This is a genomic window from Novosphingobium panipatense (assembly GCF_900182875.1).
In the GTDB taxonomy this organism is placed as follows: Bacteria; Pseudomonadota; Alphaproteobacteria; order Sphingomonadales; family Sphingomonadaceae; genus Novosphingobium; species Novosphingobium panipatense.
Genome location: NZ_FXUI01000001.1, coordinates 322829 through 342607 on the forward strand (window position 1 = coordinate 322829; position 19779 = coordinate 342607).

The 19779-nt window shown below is 66.4% G+C and carries 19 protein-coding genes; 6 read left to right on the forward strand and 13 right to left on the reverse strand.

The genetic code is table 11. The features are described 5' to 3' along the window. Nucleotides 1-4: 4 nt before the first annotated feature. The 3 genes from QOL62_RS01550 to QOL62_RS01560 form a co-directional block, all read right to left on the reverse strand. On the reverse strand, nucleotides 5-1585 hold the full coding sequence (locus QOL62_RS01550; RefSeq protein ID WP_103728630.1) for a type II and III secretion system protein family protein: 1581 nt from the start codon (nucleotides 1583-1585) through the stop codon (nucleotides 5-7). A 44-nt stretch (nucleotides 1586-1629) separates the two neighbouring features. Beyond that, nucleotides 1630-2658 carry a Flp pilus assembly protein CpaB gene (gene cpaB, locus QOL62_RS01555; protein ID WP_283404920.1) on the reverse strand — a complete coding sequence of 343 codons (1029 nt, stop codon included), beginning with the start codon at nucleotides 2656-2658 and terminating at the stop codon, nucleotides 1630-1632. A gap of 133 nt (nucleotides 2659-2791) precedes the next feature. Then, nucleotides 2792-3502 carry an A24 family peptidase gene (locus tag QOL62_RS01560; RefSeq protein WP_283404921.1) on the reverse strand — a complete coding sequence of 237 codons (711 nt, stop codon included), beginning with the start codon at nucleotides 3500-3502 and terminating at the stop codon, nucleotides 2792-2794. Nucleotides 3503-3581: 79 nt separating this feature from the next. Here QOL62_RS01560 and QOL62_RS01565 point away from each other — a divergent pair, with 79 nt between their 5' ends. Continuing rightward, nucleotides 3582-4559 (forward strand): alpha/beta fold hydrolase, encoded by a 978-nt coding sequence (locus QOL62_RS01565; RefSeq protein WP_283404922.1) that lies wholly within the window; start codon nucleotides 3582-3584, stop codon nucleotides 4557-4559. 5 nt (nucleotides 4560-4564) lie between these two features. Beyond that, the gene (locus tag QOL62_RS01570) at nucleotides 4565-5656 is read left to right on the forward strand and encodes an NAD(P)/FAD-dependent oxidoreductase (protein ID WP_283404923.1); all 1092 of its coding nucleotides are present in this window, start codon (nucleotides 4565-4567) and stop codon (nucleotides 5654-5656) included. 9 nt (nucleotides 5657-5665) lie between these two features. Here QOL62_RS01570 and QOL62_RS01575 read toward each other — a convergent pair whose 3' ends face one another. The 4 genes from QOL62_RS01575 to ispH are packed head-to-tail and all read right to left on the reverse strand — an operon-like array spanning nucleotide 5666 to nucleotide 9245. Further along, the gene (locus QOL62_RS01575; protein WP_233203796.1) at nucleotides 5666-6784 is read right to left on the reverse strand and encodes an FUSC family protein; all 1119 of its coding nucleotides are present in this window, start codon (nucleotides 6782-6784) and stop codon (nucleotides 5666-5668) included. Nucleotides 6785-6833: 49 nt separating this feature from the next. Next, a complete protein-coding gene (gene rnhA / locus QOL62_RS01580; protein WP_103728451.1) occupies nucleotides 6834-7268 on the reverse strand; it encodes a ribonuclease HI in 435 nt (144 codons plus the stop codon). After that, the gene (gene thrB, locus QOL62_RS01585; RefSeq protein WP_283404924.1) at nucleotides 7265-8266 is read right to left on the reverse strand and encodes a homoserine kinase; all 1002 of its coding nucleotides are present in this window, start codon (nucleotides 8264-8266) and stop codon (nucleotides 7265-7267) included. The genes rnhA and thrB overlap by 4 nt, the downstream gene beginning before the upstream one ends. A 4-nt stretch (nucleotides 8267-8270) precedes the next feature. Beyond that, entirely contained in the window at nucleotides 8271-9245 is a 975-nt protein-coding gene (ispH, locus tag QOL62_RS01590) for a 4-hydroxy-3-methylbut-2-enyl diphosphate reductase (protein ID WP_283404925.1), read from the reverse strand. Nucleotides 9246-9313: 68 nt separating this feature from the next. Between ispH and QOL62_RS01595 the strand changes: the two genes are divergently transcribed. Then, nucleotides 9314-9991, forward strand: coding sequence for a hypothetical protein (locus tag QOL62_RS01595; RefSeq protein ID WP_103728454.1), 678 nt, complete (start codon nucleotides 9314-9316; stop codon nucleotides 9989-9991). Between the two features lie 56 nt (nucleotides 9992-10047). Here QOL62_RS01595 and QOL62_RS01600 read toward each other — a convergent pair whose 3' ends face one another. The 6 genes from QOL62_RS01600 to QOL62_RS01625 form a co-directional block, all read right to left on the reverse strand. Further along, nucleotides 10048-10836: a lysophospholipid acyltransferase family protein gene (locus QOL62_RS01600; RefSeq protein WP_283404926.1), complete on the reverse strand. Its 789-nt coding sequence runs from the start codon at nucleotides 10834-10836 to the stop codon at nucleotides 10048-10050. A gap of 7 nt (nucleotides 10837-10843) precedes the next feature. Beyond that, complete coding sequence (locus tag QOL62_RS01605; protein WP_103728456.1) at nucleotides 10844-11287, reverse strand: Fur family transcriptional regulator; 444 nt, start codon at nucleotides 11285-11287, stop codon at nucleotides 10844-10846. A gap of 196 nt (nucleotides 11288-11483) precedes the next feature. Continuing rightward, nucleotides 11484-11930 carry a Ros/MucR family transcriptional regulator gene (locus QOL62_RS01610; RefSeq protein ID WP_103728457.1) on the reverse strand — a complete coding sequence of 149 codons (447 nt, stop codon included), beginning with the start codon at nucleotides 11928-11930 and terminating at the stop codon, nucleotides 11484-11486. A 166-nt stretch (nucleotides 11931-12096) separates the two neighbouring features. Then, a complete protein-coding gene (locus tag QOL62_RS01615; RefSeq protein WP_283404927.1) occupies nucleotides 12097-12555 on the reverse strand; it encodes a GNAT family N-acetyltransferase in 459 nt (152 codons plus the stop codon). Then, nucleotides 12552-13217 (reverse strand): tRNA (adenosine(37)-N6)-threonylcarbamoyltransferase complex dimerization subunit type 1 TsaB, encoded by a 666-nt coding sequence (tsaB, locus tag QOL62_RS01620; RefSeq protein WP_283404928.1) that lies wholly within the window; start codon nucleotides 13215-13217, stop codon nucleotides 12552-12554. Before tsaB ends, QOL62_RS01615 begins: the two co-directional genes overlap by 4 nt. Before the next feature lie 36 nt (nucleotides 13218-13253). Then, nucleotides 13254-13829, reverse strand: coding sequence for a NifU family protein (locus QOL62_RS01625; RefSeq protein ID WP_103728460.1), 576 nt, complete (start codon nucleotides 13827-13829; stop codon nucleotides 13254-13256). A 167-nt stretch (nucleotides 13830-13996) separates the two neighbouring features. On the opposite strand from QOL62_RS01625, the gene QOL62_RS01630 reads away from it, so the two are divergent. From QOL62_RS01630 to egtB, 3 genes are all read left to right on the forward strand, one after another. After that, complete coding sequence (locus tag QOL62_RS01630) at nucleotides 13997-16936, forward strand: M16 family metallopeptidase (RefSeq protein ID WP_283404929.1); 2940 nt, start codon at nucleotides 13997-13999, stop codon at nucleotides 16934-16936. Between the two features lie 178 nt (nucleotides 16937-17114). Further along, on the forward strand, nucleotides 17115-18488 hold the full coding sequence (locus QOL62_RS01635; RefSeq protein ID WP_283404930.1) for a class II 3-deoxy-7-phosphoheptulonate synthase: 1374 nt from the start codon (nucleotides 17115-17117) through the stop codon (nucleotides 18486-18488). Nucleotides 18489-18544: 56 nt separating this feature from the next. After that, entirely contained in the window at nucleotides 18545-19777 is a 1233-nt protein-coding gene (gene egtB, locus QOL62_RS01640) for an ergothioneine biosynthesis protein EgtB (protein WP_283404931.1), read from the forward strand. Nucleotides 19778-19779 lie beyond the last annotated feature (2 nt).

Below are 19779 nucleotides of genomic sequence, written 5' to 3' on the forward strand. Positions count from 1 at the left end.
ACACTTAGAGGCTGAAGCCGGGCTTGGCGGATTCGTCGGAGGCGGCGCGCTTCGACTTCTTGCCCTTGGCCGGCGCTTCGCCCGCGCCGAGCCCCGGCCCGGGTAGCGGGGCAGGTGCGGGCGCCGGGTTCGAGGTGGTCGGACCGGGCCGCTTCTCCCCGCTCACGCCGTCGTTCGACATGTTGCCAAGCAGGCGCTGGAGTTCGTTAGGCGCATTGAAGCCATCGGTGGGCAGGACGACCTTCGACGACGAGTTCATGGGCTGCACGATGTACGGTGTCACGATAATCACGAGCTCCGTTTCGCCCCGCCGGTAGCCGGTGGACCGGAACAGCGAGCCCAGGATCGGCAGATCGCCCGCGCCCGGCATCTTCTGGATCGTGTTTTGCGCGTTCGTGCTGAGAAGGCCCGCGATCATGAAGCTCTGGCCGGAGCCGAGTTCGATGGTCGTCTCCGTGCGGCGCACGGTGAGGGCCGGGATCTCGTACCCGTTGAGGGTTACGGCGCCTTCGCTCGAAAGTTCCGAAACCTCGGGGCGTACGCGCATGGAAATGCGGCCGCTGGTCAGCACCGTGGGCGTGTAGCTGAGGCTCACGCCGTAGCGCTTGTACTCGATCGACGTGGTGCCGAGACCTTCGCTGATCGGGATCGGGTATTCGCCGCCCGCCAGGAAGTCCGCGGTTTCGCCCGAAAGCGCCGTGAGGTTCGGCTGGGCCAGCGTGCTGACGAGGCCGACCGTCTCACCGGCATCCAGAGCGCCGAGGATGTCGAGGCCAAGCAGGCGCCCCGCGAAGCCGAGCGTGGTGCCGGTGGCCGTGGCAGCGATGTTCGACCCGCCAAGCTCGGCGATTTCGCCCGTGACAGGGTCAATGCCGATCTGAGTGGTGGCCCCTGTTCCCACGCCAAGGACGCGCCCCGGTACGAAGGCGCCGGTGGTTGGGCGCTGACCGATGCCGAACTTGAAGCCCCCGGTGTTGTCGAGCGTGGACAGGCGGGAGTTCAGCGACTTGACGAGCGTGCGGCTGACTTCCGCAATGCGGACCTGCAGGTTCACCTGAAGCGGGGTAGCGATCCGCAGGCGGCTGATGACGTTCGCCTCGGCTCCGGCGTAGGCCTGCACGAGACGCTCGGCTTCCGCGGCATCCTCGGGATTCTTGATCGTGCCGGTCAGGAGGAAGGTATTCGCCCCCATCGTTGACACGCCGATGCTCGCCTCAGGCATCGCGAGGCGCAGCATCGCGTCGACACTGTCGAGGTTGGAGCCCACCCGCACGGTACCCGACCAGAGGATCGTCCCGGCCGCGTTGCTGGCATAGACCGTCGTGGTGCCGCCGGCCTTGCCGAACACGTAGAACTGCTTGGGGGACTTCACCTGGACGTCCGCCACCGCGTCGTTCGAGATGAAGACGTCGGCCATGTTGCCGGGAACGGTGACAAGCTGGCCATTGCCGATCGACAGGACCAGTTCCTGCGCCGGCCGCGACACCGAGCTGCCCGTCTGCGCATCGGCCGAGGTGCTCAGGGCTGCCAGCGGCGCAAGCGCGGTCGCTCCGATCAGCATGGATTTGAGAAGGCTGAACTTCATCGTGGTGCCCCCGAAGAGTGAAGGACGTGCGGCGGACGCGCGCATCAGTGCTTGCCCGCAGGTTCGATGGTGGTTTCGTTGCCGCGGGTGACGCGGACTACGGGGCCGCGGAAGACCGGCGCGGCCGGTGCTCCGCCCGCCGTCTGCGGCTGCGGCGCAGCCATCGGAGCGGCCGAAGGCATCGAGCCGCCGGTGTTCTGCGGCGGGCGAGTCGCACGCTGGAAGCGCGAGACGTCGGCCCCGGTCACGTACGTCGTGGCCCCGTCGAGCGGCTGGTTCATGGCCTGGCTCATGAACTTCTCTTCCTGTTCGCGGGTCGCGCCCTCGGGAAGCTTCACGTCACCGCTGGCGAGGACGCGATCGAACTCGCCCTGGTTGTCGGCGATGGAGCGCAGTGAGAGGCTGATCTGGCCGATCTGCTGAGCGACGGCGACCTTCTCGGCGATGCGCGGGGTAACTTCGAGAGTGACGGTGCGGAAGCCCTGGACAACGGTCTTGCCGTCCTCGACCTGGCTCGTGGTGGCCTGGTCGGTGGCGAGCACGCGCAGGTTGCGCAGGATCGTCTCGGCCGTGCGCAGCGGGTCGCCGCCGCCCTTCACATCCTGCGTGAGGACCAGGTCCACGCGGTCGCCCGGGAAGACGAAGCCGCCGACCCCGGCGTCAGCCGAGACGGAGATGGTGACAGCGCGCATGCCCGCGCCGAGCGCGGCCGCAAGGAAGCCCCGGTCTCCCGGCGCCACCAGCGCACCCTGCGTCAGCGGCTGCCCGGCCGTGATCGGGAAGCGTACGACCGTGCCCAGCAGCTTGGACATGTCTGCCTGGCCGTCGATGTAGTAGGCGTCCTGCACGAGATTGTCCGGCCAGCTCTGGAAGGCGACCGAATCGGCGGTGATGATCGTGCCGACGGGGAGGGCGCGTTGAGCGACAAGCACCTTGGGGCCGGTGGGATTGGCAGCCGGAACCGCCCCGGCCTGCGGTGCAGAACCTCCCGCCAGCATCGTCCTTGCAACGAACGCGGTGAAGGCCGCGACGAGCAGTGCGACCGCGAGCAGCACCACTTTCTTCCTGTCCATGGCTATTGAAGGCCCTCTGAAAATCCCTGTTGTTCAGCGTTGTGAGCCGAAATGGTTAACATCGGGTTCAAGCCGGATTTCGGGGCATTTTGGCACCCTCTCAATGGGCGCAGACGAGGTTTCGGCGCGTGCTTCACGTGGCGAGAGGCGCGAATCGAACGGTTGGCAGAACGACTGAGCCCAGGACCCAGAGCGATGCTGTCGTGATTGCGATGCCGTAGGGCACCTCGATCCTCGACTTCTGCCGGCCCATCATGTGGCGAAGGCCGATGAAGACTACGATGAGCGCCGCCAACCCCGCGACCGGGATGATCCAGAAGGCGGGCACCATGGTGACGAGAGCCTGTGCGCCCGAGGGCGAGACGATCGGCCGGTCGAAGGCGAGGGCGAAGAGCACGGCGCCAGCGCACCAGATCCAGGCGAACGCGGCGAGCGCGGCGAGAATGTCGCGAAACCGTTCGCTGCGTCCGGTGGTCATGTTGAGCGCCGCCATCGCTACGGATGCGCCGCCGCCCAGAACCGCCATCAGGATGATCATCTGCAGGAAGGGTGCGGGAGAAAACCAGAGGGCCAGCGCCGACAGCAGCTTCACGTCTCCGCCGCCCATCTGGCCGATGGCGAACAGGAGGCTGGCGACGCCCAGAGTTGCGCCGGCGAGGGCAACCTGCAGCGCCATGTCCTGCGGCGTGAGCCCCGAAGCCAGCCACCACAGCGGGGCCGCGAGCGCGACCGCCGCGGTGAGGCGGTTGCCGATATGGCGGGCGCGAAGATCGGTCAGCGCCGCGATCAGCAGCGCCGTTGCCAATGCGGCCAGCAGTGCGTAGGAAAATACAGCGCCCGTCATGCTTCGTCCCATCCGATTGAAGCGGTCTAGCCTGCCAACCGCTACCAAACAGTAACCACCATCCGAGGCTCTCCCGGCGATGACCTCTTCCCTTGAAACCCTGCGTCGATCTCCCGCGCGTCGGGCGATACCGCCTACGGCAGCGGAAACGCGCTGGGCACTGCCCGACGGGCATCTGCTCCGCCGCATCGACTGGTCGGGGCGCGGGCGGGGCTCGATCCTCTTCATGCCGGGCCGGGGCGACGCTTACGAGAAATGGCTGGAGACGCTGGACGGGTGGCATGAAGAAGGCTGGGGAGTTGTGTCGGCGGACTGGCGCGGACAAGCCGGTTCGGGGCGGATGGGGCGTGATGCCACCACCGGGCATGTGCCTGACTTCGGTCTCTGGGTGGAGGACTACGCCGCCCTCTATGCGTCATGGGCCGCATCCACCCCCGGGCCGCACGTCGCCATCGCTCATTCGATGGGCGGACAGATCGTGCTGCGCGCGGTGGCTGAAGGGTTGGTTGTTCCGGACGCGATCGTGCTGTCCGCGCCCATGCTCGGCCTTCATCCGACCTGGCTTCCTTCCCGCCTGCTGCACCGCGTGGCGCGTGGTATCGTCCGGTTGGGCGATCCGCGCCGTCCCGCATGGAAGGCGAGCGAGAGGCCGAGCCTGCCGGGATCGCTCGCTCCGCAGGCGCGCAGCCTGCTGCTGACGCACGACGACAGCCGCTACGAGGATGAGCAGTGGTGGCGGCAGAAGCGGCCGGCCCTCGGGATGGGCCCTGCCAGCTGGGGCTGGGTCGAGCGCGCTCTGGCCTCGATCTGCCGACTCGAGCAGCCCGGAACGCTGGAGGCCATCACGACGCCGTGCCTCCTGCTGGGCACGAGCATCGACGGGCTCGTCTCCTGGCCGGCGATCCGCCGCGCAGCCGAACGGTTGCCCTTGGGCGAGCTCCTCTCCTTCGGTGCGGAATGCCGGCACGAGATCCTTCGCGAGGCCGATCCCGTGCGCAATCGGGCCTTGGCGGCCATCAGGGACTTCCTCGATCGTCACGCCGCCGCTAGGGCGTGAGCAGGATGGAAGCAGCGTACGATATCGTCATCGCCGGTGCCGGCATGGCCGGAGCCTCGCTTGCCGCCACGATCGCCGGGCGCGCGCGGGTTCTCGTGCTGGAGGCGGAAGAAAGGCCCGGTTATCACGCAACGGGGCGGTCGGCCGCGTTCTGGACGGAAAGCTACGGCGGGCCGGGCGTGCAGCCGCTGACCACGGCATCGGGACAACGGCTGAAGGATCTGGGTGTCCTGAAAGCCCGCGGAGCCCTGACGCTGGGGCGCGCCGGTCAGGAACAGGAAATAGCGCACTTCGCGGAGCAATTTCGTGCCATCGGCGTGGAGATGCACCTTCTCGGCCGTGAGGCGCTGGTGGAGCGTGTGCCCGGCCTCCGTGAAATGTGGACCTGCGGCGCCTTCGAGCCCAGCACCTGTGACATCGACGTGGCGCGGCTGCACCAGCATTATCTGAAAGAGGCGCGGCGGGCGGGCGCGGAGATCCGGTGCCGGGCGGGTCTTGCCGCCGCGCGGCGCCACGACGGGGCATGGCGGCTGGAGCTGGCGGACGGGCGGCACGTGGCCGCGGCCGTCCTCGTCAACGCCGCAGGCGCCTGGGCTGACGGAGTTGCGCGGCTCGCGGGCCATTCCCCTCTGGGGATAGCGCCCTATCGCCGCACCATCGCGCAGGTCGCCATTGGTAGCGACGTTCCGGATGATCTGCCGCTGGTGCTCGACATTGCCGGGCAGTTCTACTTCAAGCCCGAGAACGGCCGCCTCTGGCTGAGCCCCCATGACGAGACGCCAAGCGCCCCCTGCGACGCCGCGCCCGAAGAGTTCGATGTGGCTCTCGCCATCGACCGGCTTGAGCAGGTGCTGGACACGAAGGTCGAACGCGTGGAGCATCGCTGGGCCGGCCTGCGCTCCTTCGCGCCCGACCGCTTGCCGGTCTATGGCTTCGCGCAGGGAGATCCTTCGTTCTTCTGGTTCGCGGGGCAGGGCGGCTTCGGCATCCAGACGGCGCCGGCTGCGGCGGACCTTGCCGCACGGCTGCTGCTGGGCGAGGGACCGGGGGCGGTGGATCCCACGCCTTACGCGCCTGGACGGTTCAGCGGCGCCTGAGACGCCGTCTCACTCGTTGTTCGGTGCATCCGCCGCACGGGCGTCGGTCTTGTGCCTTGGCACGAGCAGATGCCAGGCGAGGAGGACGGGCTCCAGCACCGCCATGCCAACGAGACCGCTGATCAGGCGCTGGATGGCGGGCCAGATCTGCGCATCGGCGTAGCTGTCGGGCACGAGGACGACGAGCACCGTCAGGGTGAACTGGAGCCCCAGGTACGTCACCTCGGGCAAGCCGTTCTCGATGTGGCGGCCGATGACGATGCCGAGGCAAGTTCCGGCGACGAGGACCGGGACGCTGCCCTGGGCAAGCAGCAGGACCGCCAGAGCAAGTGCGCCCCCCGCCAGGCAGCCGACCGCCCGGTGCAGAAGGCGGCGTGTGACCGGAACGAAGCCGCTCTTGCCGATCCCCGCTACAGGCACGATCATCACCGCCATGATCGTCACCGCGGCCTGCGGCAGCTCGGGAATGCGGAACAGCGCGTGCAGGAGGGGCAGCGTCGCGATGGCGAGCCCGGCCTGGGCCGCGTGGCGGGCGGCTTGTGGATGCCAGCGCATCCTGTCGGGCGGCGGCTTGCGATCCATCCACCAGCGCTTCCCGGCCATGGCGCCGACCGCAAGGCTGACCAGGGTGCAGGCGATCGTTCCCGCCGCCACCTCCAGCAGCCGCGTGCGCGCAAAATCAAGGGTGTCGAGGTCGGGCCGGGCGATCTTGTCCAGCAGGATCATCTCGAACGTCAGGCCGAACAGCAGCCAGGCGTAGGCGCGCCGGGCTGTGATCATCCCATAGAGACCGACCGCGCCAACCAGCGCGGCCGCCGTCATCGACACGGCCACGGAACCCGATGCATAAGGCACCACCGCCAGCGCCAGCAGCGATCCTATCAGCGTGCCGGTCATGCGCATGACGCCGCGCAGCAGCGTTTCGCCGACGTCGCTTTTCAGCAGGACGAATGCGGTGAAGGCCGCCCATGCCACCATCGTGGCGCCGAGCATGTGCGCCAGCAGGATCGCGAGGAGCACCGAAGCGACACAGGCCCATTCGTCCGCCATGCGCGGCCCTGGCGTGACGAGGGCGCGCAGTTCCCCGCGCAGCGTTCGCGCGGCACCGGGCGATCGGGAGACCGTCACTGGCGCGGGCCTCCAACGAGGCTCGCGGCCGGGGAACGGAGAGGCACCCTCAGGCGGCGGCCTTCGCGGCGTCGCTGGCCAGCTTGTCCACGCGTTCGTTCTCGACGTGACCGTTGTGTCCCCGAACCCATTGCCAGGTGACCTTGTGGCGCCCTGCGGCTTCGATCAGTTCGTGCCAGAGATCGGCGTTGCGCACAGGTTGCCGGCTGGAGTTGACCCAGCCCTTCTTCTTCCAGCCGTGGACCCACTTGGTGATCCCGTCGATCACGTACTTGCTGTCTGTGAAAAGGGTGACCTCGCAAGGCTCGATCAGCGCGTTCAGACCCTTGATCGCGGCCGTCATCTCCATGCGGTTGTTGGTCGTGTCGGCTTCGCTGCCGGCCATTTCCTTCTCGTGCGGGCCCATGCGCAGCAGGACGCCCCAGCCGCCGGGGCCGGGATTGCCCTTGCAGGCGCCGTCCGTGAAGATTTCCACCTGCTTCATACCGGCATCTTCTGTGCGAACAGGTCGGCATTCGCGGGGTCCGCATAGAACTGGAGCCGGCGTGCGAAGGCCATGGGGTCCTTGGGCGTGACGAGCGCATCCGCCGGGGTGTTGAGCCAGTCGTACGCGCGCGTCGCCAGAAAGCGCAGCGCCGCGCCGCGGGCGAGGAGGGGAAGCGCACGGCGTTCGCTTTCGCTCATCGGGCGGACCGCCATATAGCCGCGCAGCAACGCTTCGGAGAGGGCAGGGTCGAACCGGGAGCCGTCGGCGCCGAAGCACCACGCGGCGTGCGTGACCGCCACGTCGTACGCGAACAGATCCGTGCAGGCGAAGTAGAAGTCGATGAGGCCGGTGACCTTCTCGCCCAGCATCAGGACATTGTCGGGAAAGAGGTCGGCGTGGATCACGCCGCGGGGCAGATCCGTCGGCCAAGACTGTGCAAGCTGCGCCAGTTCCCGTTCGACAAGCGTGCCAAGGTCGGGGTGCAGCGATTCCAGGCCTTCGCGCCCGCAATCCTTCAGGAGCTGCTGCCAGGCGGGCAGCGCCATCGTGTTGGCGCGGGTGCCGGGGAAATCCGCCGCGGCCAGATGGATCTGCGCCAGTGCGCCGCCCACGGCCTCGGCTTGGCCTGGGGTAGGTTCGGAAACCGAGACGCCGGGCAGGAATTCGATCAGCGCCAGCGCCTTGTCGCCTTCCGCAGTTCGGTGCAGGCGGTGGCTGGCGCCCGTGGTGTCGTGCATGGTGCGCGGAACAGGTGCGCCGCGTGCCGCCAGATGGTCCAGCAGGTCGAGGAAGAAGGGCAGTTCCGCCACTTCGGTCCGGCTTTCGTAGATCGTGAGGATGAAGCGGCGTCCGGTGCCGTCCTGCTCCGTCTCGATGAGCCAGTTGCTGTTCGAAACCCCTTCCGCGATGCCCTTGGCCGAAATGAGCGTGCCTACATCGAATGCGGCGATGATGCCGGCCATCTCTTCGGCGCCGAGGCGTGTGTAGACCGCCATGGGCTCAGCGCACCAGTTGGCGCGGCAGTTTGAACGTCATGCGCTCCTCGGTCGTCACGATCTCTTCCATCGCCACCTCGCGGATCGTCCGGATGTGAGCGACGACTTCGTTGACGAGTTCTTCAGGCGCCGAAGCACCGGCGGTCAGACCCACCGTCCGCGCGCCCTCCAGCCATTCGGGATCGATTTCGTTCGCGCGCTGGATCATGTGAGCGGCGACACCCGCCCGTTGCGCGACCTCCACCAGCCGCAGCGAGTTCGAGCTCTTGGGCGATCCGATGACGAGCACGACATCGCATTCGGACGCGATCTGCTTGACCGCCGCCTGCCGGTTCGATGTCGCGTAACAGATGTCCTCGGCCTTGGGGGCGGCGACTTCCGGGAAGCGGGCTTCGAGGGCCTTGATGATGGCGTGCGTGTCGTCGACCGAAAGCGTGGTCTGCGACAGGTAGGACAGTTGGGTCCCCGGCGCGAAGTCCAGCTGCGCGACGTCGTCGACCGTCTCCACCAGGGTCATGTTCCCTTCCGGCACCTGGCCGAAAGTGCCGATCACCTCGGGATGACCGGCGTGGCCGATAAAGATGATGTGGCGGCCCGCCTCGATCTGGCGTTCGGCCTGCCGGTGAACCTTGCTGACAAGCGGGCAGGTGGCGTCGAGCCAGTCGAGCCCGCGTGCCGTGGCGGCAGCCGGAACGGACTTCGGAACGCCGTGCGCGCTGAAGATCACGGGCACACCGTCAGGCACTTCGTCCAGCTCCTCGACGAAGATCGCGCCCTTGGCCTTGAGATTGTCCACCACGAACTTGTTGTGAACGATCTCATGCCGCACGTAGACCGGCGCGCCGTAGATTTCGATCGCCCGCTCGACGATCTCGATCGCGCGGTCGACGCCGGCGCAGAAGCCTCGGGGAGCGGCAATCAGGAGGCGGATCGGCTGGTCCGGGCTGATCGGCGGTGTGGACTGAAAGGGCGCGTTCATGAACGGCCCTCTAGCGCTTTGCCGCGCGCATCGCTAGGGCAAGCGCACGCCATTCGAGGAAGTTCACGATGAATGCACGCCGCCTGACCGCAACTGTCCTGTGCTCCGCCGCTGCGCTCGCTGCGCTCAGCGGGTGCAAGACCAAGGGCGAGATCGTGGTTGACCAGGGAGTCGGCATCACGGCGGTGCGCTCGACGTGCCCGGCCGTCGGCATCCCCGAATACACCGGCGACGTGACGACCTTCCGCAACGCCGGGGCGAAAACGGCGGACAACATCGATGTCGTGGCCGCTCTCACCGGTGTGCGCGCTCAGTGCAACGAGGCGGACATTGCCGCGGCTGCCGGCGACAAGGTGACTTCGACCGTGACATTCCAGGTTCTCGGTCGCCGGAGCGACACCTCGGGCGCGCGGCAGGTTACGCTGCCTTACTTCGTGAGCGTGCTGCAGGGCGGCAATTCGGTGGTGAGCAAGCGCGTCGGCACGGTGACTCTCAATTTCGCGGATGGAGAGCCGCGCGCGCAGGCGACCGTCACGGGCAACGCCTTCATCGATCGCGGCGCGGCAACGCTGCCGCAGGAGATTCGCGACCGTATCACCCGCAAGCGCAAGGCCGGCGACACCGACGCCGCCCTGGACCCGCTGGCCGATCCTGAAGTGAAGGCGGCCCTTGCACGAGCCTCGTTCGAGGTGCTGGTCGGCTTCCAGCTCGACGACGGCCAGCTGGCTTACAACGCCACGCGTTGATGCGGACCTCCGTCTCGCCCTTCAGAAGCGGGCGGACGGAGGATCCCCGCCTTGCGTCACTCGGTGACGGGTGGCGTCCGGTGCTGCCCGGCGCGAGCGCGTGCGATTGCGGAATGCGCGGCCCTGGCCATGCGCTTGCGGTCCGCCCGTTCGTCAGGCGAAAGCGGCGTCAGCAGATGGACATCAAGATGGATTGGCCTGACGCGGGCGAGAAGGCGCAGCGCGTTATGAAGGCCGCTCTCCTCACCGATCCAGGCAATGGCGGGCGTCTCGGTCCCGTAATCAAGCCAGACGGGCTGGACAGCGACGCCAGCGTCGCCTTCGAGGGCTGAAAGCAGTGAGGACTTGAACGGCAGGGTGCCCGTGCCGTCGGACGTCGTGCCCTCCGGAAAGATCGTGAGCGCCCCGCTCTCGGTCAGGGCATCGCGCACTTGCCTGACCTGTTCGGCAACGCTGGTGCGCCGCTCGCGCGCTACGAACACCGTATCGTTCAGTTTGCACAGCCAGCGGAGAAGGGTGACGCGGGCAAGGCCCTCATGCGCGACGAACGCTGTGCCGGTGCTGCCCGCAAGTGCGGGAATGTCCAGCCAGCTCACGTGATTGGAAAGCAGGAACGTGCGTTCATCGGTGCGCTTGCCATGTGTCCGCACCCGCAGCCCCGCAATCATGCCCGCCCCGCGTAGAAACAGGCGCGGGATTGGGTTGGGGGTAGAAAAGAGGGCGACAAGATGATGGAGCAGCAGACAGCCGATCAGCCACGTTAGCAGCACGGTGAGCCGGACCGCGATCAGCGGCCAGCCCCATGGGCTGATCCGCTGGTCGGTTCGCAAGGCTTCTGCTGCCACCGGCGCCTCAGCGACGGGTGACGGGCTCGCCATCTTCGCGTTCGAGCTTCACGCCGAACAGTTCCATGCGGTGGTCGACGAGACGGAAGCCGAGGCGTTCCGCGATCTGCCGCTGAAGGGCTTCCAGTTCGGGATCGACGAATTCGATGACCTGGCCGCTTTCCACGTCGATCATGTGGTCATGATGCGCTTCGGGAGCCGCCTCGTAGCGGGCGCGGCCGTCACCGAAGTCATGCCGGTCGAGGATGCCCGCTTCCTCGAACAGGCGCACGGTGCGGTAGACCGTCGCGATGGAAATGCCGGGGTCGATGGCCGTCGCGCGCTCGTGCAGCTTTTCGACGTCCGGATGGTCCGTGCTCTCCGAAAGCACCTTCGCGATGGTGCGGCGCTGTTCGGTGATCCGCAGTCCGCGCTCGGCGCAAAGGGCTTCGATGTCGATTGGTTGGCTCACGATGGACCTGTAAGTAGAAAGAGAAAGGCGCGCCGCCTAGATAAGGTGGCGCGCCTGCGATCACAACAGCGATGGGGATCCGTCCGGGGGGCACGGCAGGCAAGCGCGTGACTTGTCCCCGGAAAAACGGCTTGCCCGCTATTACCGTCCGGCGTCATCGCCGGCCCGGATCATGTCTTCGAAAGTGCCGCGCCAATCAGGCGGCGGCCACCTTGGGCTTGCGGCCACGGCGGGTGTCCGCTTTGCGACCCAGGCCGATCTTCTTGGCCAGTTCACGACGCTTCTCGGCGTAGTTCGGTGCGACCATCGGGTAGTCGGCCGGCAGGTTCCAGCGCGCGCGGTACTCTTCCGGAGTCATGTTGTAGTGCGTCATGAGGTGGCGCTTCAGCATCTTGAGCTTCTTGCCGTCCTCAAGGCAGACAATGTAGTCGGGCTTCACCGAAGCGCGGACCGACACGGCCGGCTCGGGCTTTTCTTCTTCGACAACCGGAGCTCCGCCAAGGCCGGCAAGTGCGCCATAGACATTGGTGATGAGCGAAGGCAGATCCTCGACCGTGACGTTGTTGTTGCTGACGTGAGCGGCGACAATGTCGGAGGTCAGCGTAATCAGCGTCTCGTTCATGTCGGTCTGGATATTTTCCATTGTTCTGTCTTGTCCTTAGGTGCGACCAGTTTTTTTGAAAGCCGGGAGGCCTGTAGGCCTTCTGGTCGGTCCATTGGACGATTTCGGTCACAAGTGCAAGTTGATTGGGGCGTTGTGATCAAAAAGCACTTCCAATTGCAGTAATCGGAAAAATAACGATTACGCTTTAAGCTATGTCACAGGCAAAAGTAACCGCGTCGAGCCGGCGTCCGCTTGGGGTGCGGTAATACTCGCGCCGCTCGCCAATGGGGTAGAAGCCGAAGTTGGTATAGAGTGCTTCTGCCGGATTTCCTCTTCTCATTTCCAGAAGAAGTCGGCGCGCTCCGCGACTGGAAGCGCCGAGCCGGAGCCGGTCGAGCAACATGCGGCCGAGGCCCTTTCCTCGGTATTCCGGGCAGACTGCGAGAAGCAGGAGTTCCTCTTCCTCGTAACCGGTGCGCGAAAGGAAGAACCCGGCGCCCTGTTCGCTGTCCGCCGGAAGTTGGCCTTGTGATGACAGCACGCAGTAGTGGCAGTTTCCGAAGCCGAGCGCATCTTCGACTTGCCGGCGGTTCCACGCCTCTCCGTAGATCGGGTCGAACGCTGCGGTCATGACGGCCATGATCCGGTCGATATCGTCGTTCATGCGGCTCCCGCAGGCAACTTCGCGTCAGGACCACGGCCATAGAGTGGCAGGGCCTCGGGCATCAAGATGCTGGAAGAAAGCAGCCCGAAGGCGCGTGCGTCCGGCCACAGGGGCAGGGCGCGCCCGTGGCCACGCGCCGCCACCAGAGCCTGCGCCTGGTTGCCGGCCACGAGTTCGCAAGTGACGGCGGCCGCTGCCGCATCCGGGCGCAGCGACGCCAGGGCGGAGCAGGTCGTGCCATCCGCGTCGAAGCTCTCGACGAACCACTCGCCGTGGCCGCCTGTCGTCGCGACGCCGAGTCCTTTCGGCCCCTCGCTCTCGCGCGCCATGGCGGCGATCAGCGCGAGGGTGGGGTAGCCGACCAGCGTCGCCCCCCAGGCAAGGGCAAGCGCGCGTGCCGCCGCGAGGCCGACCCGGACGCCAGTGAAGCTGCCCGGCCCAAGCGCGACGGCGATCCGGTCGGCGCGGCCCTTGTCCGGCAGCGCCGCGATCATCGGCACAAGCGCTTCGGCGTGGCCTCGGCCGAGCATCCGGTAGTCCCCGGCAACGCACGCGTCACCTGCGAAGAGCGCCACCGAACAGGCATCGGTGGCGCTATCGATTACGAGGGTCGTAGTCTCGACCGGGGAGGCGGCGCCGCGATCCGAACCGGCGTCAGCCATCACGGGAGCACCCGCTTCGCATGATCATGGCGTAGCTCAGGCCGCGCGCACTTCGGTCACTTCGGGAACGTAGTGCTTCAGAAGGCTTTCGATGCCGTGCTTCAGGGTTGCCGAGGACGAAGGGCAGCCCGAGCAGGCGCCCTGCATGGAGAGGTACACGACACCGTCACGGAAGCCACGGTAGATGATATCGCCGCCATCGTTGGCGACAGCCGGCCGCACGCGGCTTTCGATCAGATCCTTGATCTGGTCGACGATATCGGCGTCGGCCGGGTCGTCCCCGAAGTTGTCTTCCTCCGGCGGGACGGAAATCCCACTGGCGTCGCCGCCCTTGAACAGCGGCGCTTCCGAAACGAAGTGATCGAGCAGGATCGAGACGACCTGTGGCCGAAGCGACGCCCACTCTACCCCTGGCGCTGCGGTAACCGAGATGAACCCGGTGCCGAAGAACACACCGGTCACGTCGCCGAGATCGAAGAGAGCTTCGGCCAGGGGCGATGCCGCTGCATCTTCCGGCGAGGTGAATTCGCGCGTGCCGGACGGCATGACCTGCCGGCCGGGCAGGAACTTGAGCGTCGCGGGATTGGGCGTCGTTTCGGTTTCGATGAACATGATGGTCGCGATGTAGGTGAAGTCTCGGGAGGGTCAAGCCTGCGAAGACCACCTTGCCTGCGCAAGGGAGCATGAAATTGCCGTGCATCCTCCGTGCGTTCATTTCTGGACATGTGTTTGCTGCTATTCACTAGCCCTTCATCCTTCGCCTCCCTATATCTTGCGTAATGACGACCCCCACGCGCGCCGCCCGCTCGCTCGCCTGCCTGCTCCTTCTTGCCCAGGCACCGATCCCGCCCCTGCTTGCGCAGGAGGCCAGGGTTCAAGCCGCCCCCGCGCCTGCGGGCTCCCCCATCGTCGCGCCGACCATAGGTCAGGCGGACCCGTGGCTGTACCGTGGCAGCGACATTCCGCGTGATCCGGAGTGGCACTTCGGCGAACTTGCGAACGGTCTGAAGTATGCCGTGCGCAAGAATGGCGTGCCGCCCGGGCAGGTGTCCATTCGCATCCGCGTGGATGCCGGCTCTCTCTACGAGACTGACAAGGAGCGGGGATATGCGCACCTTCTGGAGCACATGTTGTTCCGCCAGTCGAAGTACCTGCCCGAAGGCACGGCCATCGCGGCCTTCCAGCGCCTTGGGGCAACGTTCGGCAGTGACACGAATGCCGTCACGTCGACCACGCAGACCGTGTTCAAGCTCGATCTGCCGAACGCCACCGCCGCCACACTGGACGAGACGTTCAAGCTGATGAGCGGCATGGTGACCGCGCCGACGCTTTCCGCCTCGAACCTCAAGGCCGACCTGCCGATCGTCCTGGCCGAGATGCGGGAGCGGGGGGGCGCCGCCAAGCGGGTGCAGGACGCAATGCAGCAAACGCTCTATTCCGGCTTGCTGCTGGCCGACCGTGAGCCGATCGGCACACAGGAATCCCTGACGGCGGCCACGCCGCAAAGCGTCCGGGCCTTCTATTCGCGCTGGTACCGGCCGGATAACGTCGCCGTGATCGTTGCGGGAGACGCCGATCCGGCGATGCTCGAAGGCTATGTGAAGAAGTGGTTCTCCGACTGGTCGGCCAAGGGGCAGAAGCCGGCCGCTCCCGACTTCGGCGATCCGGTGGCGCCGCCGGATGCGGATTTGAAGAACCCCGTCGGGCAGACCCGGGTGCTGGTCGAACCGGACCTGCCCCCCTCGCTCATGTACGCCGTCCTGCGCCCGTGGCAGCAGGTTACAGACAACATCGCCTACAACCAGGGGCTTATGACCGACGCTCTGGGCCAGGCGATCATCAACCGTCGGCTTGAATCGAAGGCGCGGGCAGGGGGAAGCTTTCTGTCGGCATCGGTGAACCAGGACGACGTGGCCCGGTCGGCCGATGCGACCTTCGTTTCCGTGACGCCGCTCGGCGATGACTGGCAGGCGGCCCTTCGCGATGTGCGGGCCGTCATCGCGGATGCCCTGACGCGCGCGCCCAGCCAGGCGGAAATCGACCGCGAAATCGCCGAGATGGAGGTCGCCTTCCAGGTGCCGGTCGAGCAGCAGCGGATCCTGCCCGGCAGCAAGATCGCCGACGATCTCGTCAACGCCCTCGACATCCGCGAGACGGTGGCGGCACCACAGGATGTCTTGAGGATCTTCCAGGAATCGAAGCCGCTGTTCACGCCCGAAGCGGTGCTCGAACATACGCGCAAGCTGTTCACCGGCACCGTCACCCGTGCCCTGTTCACCGTGCAGAAGCCGGGGGTGGCTACCGACGAGGCTCTCCGGCGGGCGCTTGCCGAGCCGGTCGAGGCTGATGCCAGCGTGCGTCAGGTGCCTGCGCCCGTGTCGTTCGAGAAGCTGCCAGCCATTGGCGCGCCGCAGAAGCCGGTGGAGACCGCCTCTACCGGGCTGCTGGAAATCGAGCAGCTCACCTTCGCCAACGGCGTCAAGGCCATGCTCTGGCCGGTGGCCGAGGAGCCGGGCCGCGTCATGGTGAAGGCGCGCTTCGGCGGCGGCTATCGCTCGATCGATCCGAAGGACGCCGCTTACATCACGCTGGGCAACTACGCGCTTGTCGGGTCGGGTCTGGCGACATTGGGTCAGGACGATCTCGATCGCATATCGACCGGCCGGAAGATGGGCTTCAACTTCGAAGTCCAGGATGCCTCCTTCGAGTTCTCGGCGGAGACGCGGCCGCAGGATCTGGCGGACCAGCTCTATCTCTTCGCAGCGAAGCTCGATCTTCCACGATGGGATCCGCAGCCGATCGCGCGCGCCAAGGCGGCAGCCGCGATCCAGTACGCGACGTTCTCCACATCGCCCCAGGGCGTGTTGAGCCGGGATCTGCAATACTATCAACGCGGTAAGGATCCGCGTTTCGCCACCCCGACGCCGGACCAGCTGGAGGCGACGACGCCTGAAGGCTTCAAGCGCGTCTGGGGCAAGGCCCTGAAAGAAGGGCCGGTCGAGGTTCAGATCTTCGGCGACTTCGACAAGGCAAGCGCGATCGCGGCACTGGAAAGGACCTTTGGCGCGCTGAAGTCGCGCCAGCCTGCGCCGGTTACTGCCGCAGCAGCGCGGATCAACACGCTGCCCCCCTCGGACCAGCCGATCCATCTGATACACCATGGCGATGCCGATCAGGCCGCTGCGGTGGTGTCCTGGCCAACCGGCGGCGGCACTATGGGTATACCCGAGTCGCGTCAGCTGGAAATACTGACGCAGCTTTTCACCAACCGTCTGATGAACGCCGTGCGTGAGAAGCTGGGTGTGTCGTATGCACCCTACGTCTATTCCACCTGGCCGGTCGACCTGGCCGCCGGGGGCTCGATCACGGCGATGGCGCAGCTCGACCCCAAGTCAGTGCCTATATTCTTCCAGACGGCGGACGACATAGCCCAGGACCTTATCGCCAATCCGCCTTCGATGGACGAACTGGCACTGGTGACGGAGCCGCTGCGCCAGCAGGTGACGCGCGCAGCGTCCAGCACGGCCTTTTTCATGAGCCAGCTTGAGGGCGCCACGACGGATCCTTCACGCATCGGGACGGTGCGTTCGGTTCTCACCGATTACACCGTCACCACGCCGCAGGCGATGCAGGCGCTGGCGGCGCGATATCTCGGCCGCGATCACTCGTGGCGGCTTGAGGTCATGCCGGAAGCCAAGGAGAAGCCCGGAACTCGTTAAGCGGGCAATTTCCGGCAGGCGCCGGACGTGTCCGGCGCAACCGATTACACTGAACGCTAAACCTGCTTTTGCAAAAGTTGCTTGAAGCGGCTATGGGCCGCCTCTTGCTTGCGCCGCCTGGAGGACTTGCGGCGCATGGAAAGTCCGCACGCGGGGTGCGGCGATAGGAGTACATGACGTGGCGAGCAACTGGACACCGGAGAGCTGGAAGACGCATGAGGCGCGCCATCTCCCGGTATATGGCGATCAGGCGAAGCTGGGTGAGGTCGAGGCCACGCTTGCGAAGTTTCCGCCGCTCGTCTTTGCCGGTGAAGCTCGCGGGCTGAAAGCCGACCTTGCCGAAGTGGCGGCCGGGCGGGGTTTCCTGCTGCAGGGTGGCGACTGCGCGGAAAGCTTCGCCGAATTCAGCGCCGACAACATCCGCGACACGTTCCGTGTCCTGCTGCAGATGGCGGTCGTCCTGACGTTCGCCAGCAAGCAGCCGGTGGTGAAGGTGGGCCGCATGGCCGGGCAGTTCGCCAAGCCCCGTTCCGCTCCGACCGAAGTTGTCGGCGGCGTCGAAATGCCGAGTTACTTCGGCGACATCATCAACGGGATCGAAGGCGACGCCGCTGCCCGTCGGAACGACCCGGAGCGGATGCTGCGCGCCTATACGCAGTCTTCCGCCACGCTGAACCTGCTGCGCGCCTTCGCGCATGGCGGTTACGCGAACCTGCGGCAGGTCCACCAGTGGACGCTGGACCACATCGGCCGCAGCCCCTGGGGCGAGAGGTTCGCGCAGATGGCGGACCGCATCGGTGAGGCGCTGGACTTCATGGCCGCCTGCGGCGTCGACCCTACCAGCGTTCCGCAGCTGCAGGGCACGGACTTCTACACCAGCCATGAAGCGCTGCTGCTTCCTTACGAGCAGGCGCTGACCCGCCGCGATTCCCTGACGGGCGACTGGTACGACTGTTCGGCCCACATGCTCTGGATCGGGGACCGTACGCGCTTCGAAGGTTCGGCGCACGTCGAATACCTGCGCGGCGTCGGCAACCCGATCGGCATGAAGTGCGGCCCCAGCCTGGAGCCGGATGCGCTGCTGCGCATGCTCGACACGCTGAACCCGGGTCGCGAACCGGGCCGCATGACGCTCATCAGCCGCTACGGCCACGACAAGGTGGAAGCAGGGCTGCCCAAGCTGGTGCGGGCGGTCAAGCGCGAAGGTCATCCCGTGGTCTGGTCGTGCGACCCGATGCACGGCAACGTCATCAAGTCGGAAAGCGGCTTCAAGACCCGCCCGTTCGACCGCATCCTTGCCGAAGTGCGAGGCTTCTTCGCAGTCCACAGGGCCGAAGGGACTCACGCGGGCGGCATCCATATCGAAATGACCGGCCAGGACGTGACGGAGTGCACCGGCGGCGCGATTGCCATCACCGATGAGGCGCTGGCCGATCGCTATCACACTCACTGCGACCCGCGTCTCAACGGGGCGCAGTCAATCGAGCTGGCGTTTGAAATGGCCGACCTCCTCAACCTCGAAGCCACCGAGCGGCACAAGCAGGCGGCGTGAGCGATTATATTTGACGGGACCATGCATCCTGACGGGCTTCGGCTCGTTAGGACGGCATGGCCACCACGAGCGACCGTCCACCCGCGCGGCCCGTCACGCTGACGGAGGAGCGATACCGCTCTATTCGGGAACTGTCGGAACAGCTCGTCGCTCCTCTTTCCGATGCCGACGCCACGCTCCAGTCCATGCCAGATGCCTCCCCGGCGAAGTGGCATCTGGCGCATACGACCTGGTTCTTCGAAACCTTCGTCCTGCGTGATAATTGCCCCGGCTACCGCCTCTTCAACGAGAGCTGGCCGTTCCTTTTCAATTCGTACTACGAAGCGGAAGGCCCGCGCCACGCTCGGCCGATGCGGGGCATGCTTTCGCGTCCCTCGCTCAAGGACGTGCTGGCCTACCGCCGGCATGTGGACAGCTATGTCGAGCGGGTGCTGGGCCGGGCCGACCTGGCAACCCTGATCGAGCTTGGCCTGAACCATGAGCAGCAGCATCAGGAACTGTTGCTGACGGACCTGAAGCACGCGCTCTCCCTCAATCCGCTGAAGCCCGCCTACAGCGCACCCGTCCGGCGTCCGACGGCGCGAGGATCGAGCGGCTGGCACACGTGCGAAGGCGGCGTCATGCGGGTCGGTCATGCGGGAGAGGGATTTGCTTTCGACAACGAAGGGCCAAGCCACGAGGTCGTGGTGGAGCCGTTCGCGCTGGCGTCCGGATTGGTCACCAATCAGGAGTGGGCCGATTTCATCGCCGACGGCGGCTATCGCGATCCCTCCCTGTGGCTGTCGGACGGCTGGGCCTGGGTTCAGGCAAGCGCCATAGATGCGCCGCTGTACTGGCGGGAGGACGAGGCTTTCACGCTGGCCGGGATGCAGCACCGGGAGCCGGACGCCCCGGTCACGCACGTCTCCTTCTACGAGGCGGACGCTTTCGCCACCTGGGCCGGCCATCGCCTGCCAACCGAATTCGAGTGGGAAACCGCCGCGCGTGGGCACGATCCGGCCGGTGGCGTCCAGCTGGACGAAGCGGCGGCCGTACATCCATCCGGCTCGCAGAGCCTGTTCGGCGACGGTTGGCAGTGGACCCGTTCGGCCTATCTTCCCTACCCGCGGTTTCGGCCGGCGGCGGGCGCAGTGGGTGAATACAACGGCAAGTTCATGTCGGGCCAGTGCGTTCTCAAGGGAGCCAGCTGCGCGACCCCGCGCGGCCATGCCCGGGCAACGTACCGGAACTTCTTTCCTCCCGAGAAGCGTTGGCAGTTTACCGGCGTGCGGCTTGCAAAGGATCTCTAGAG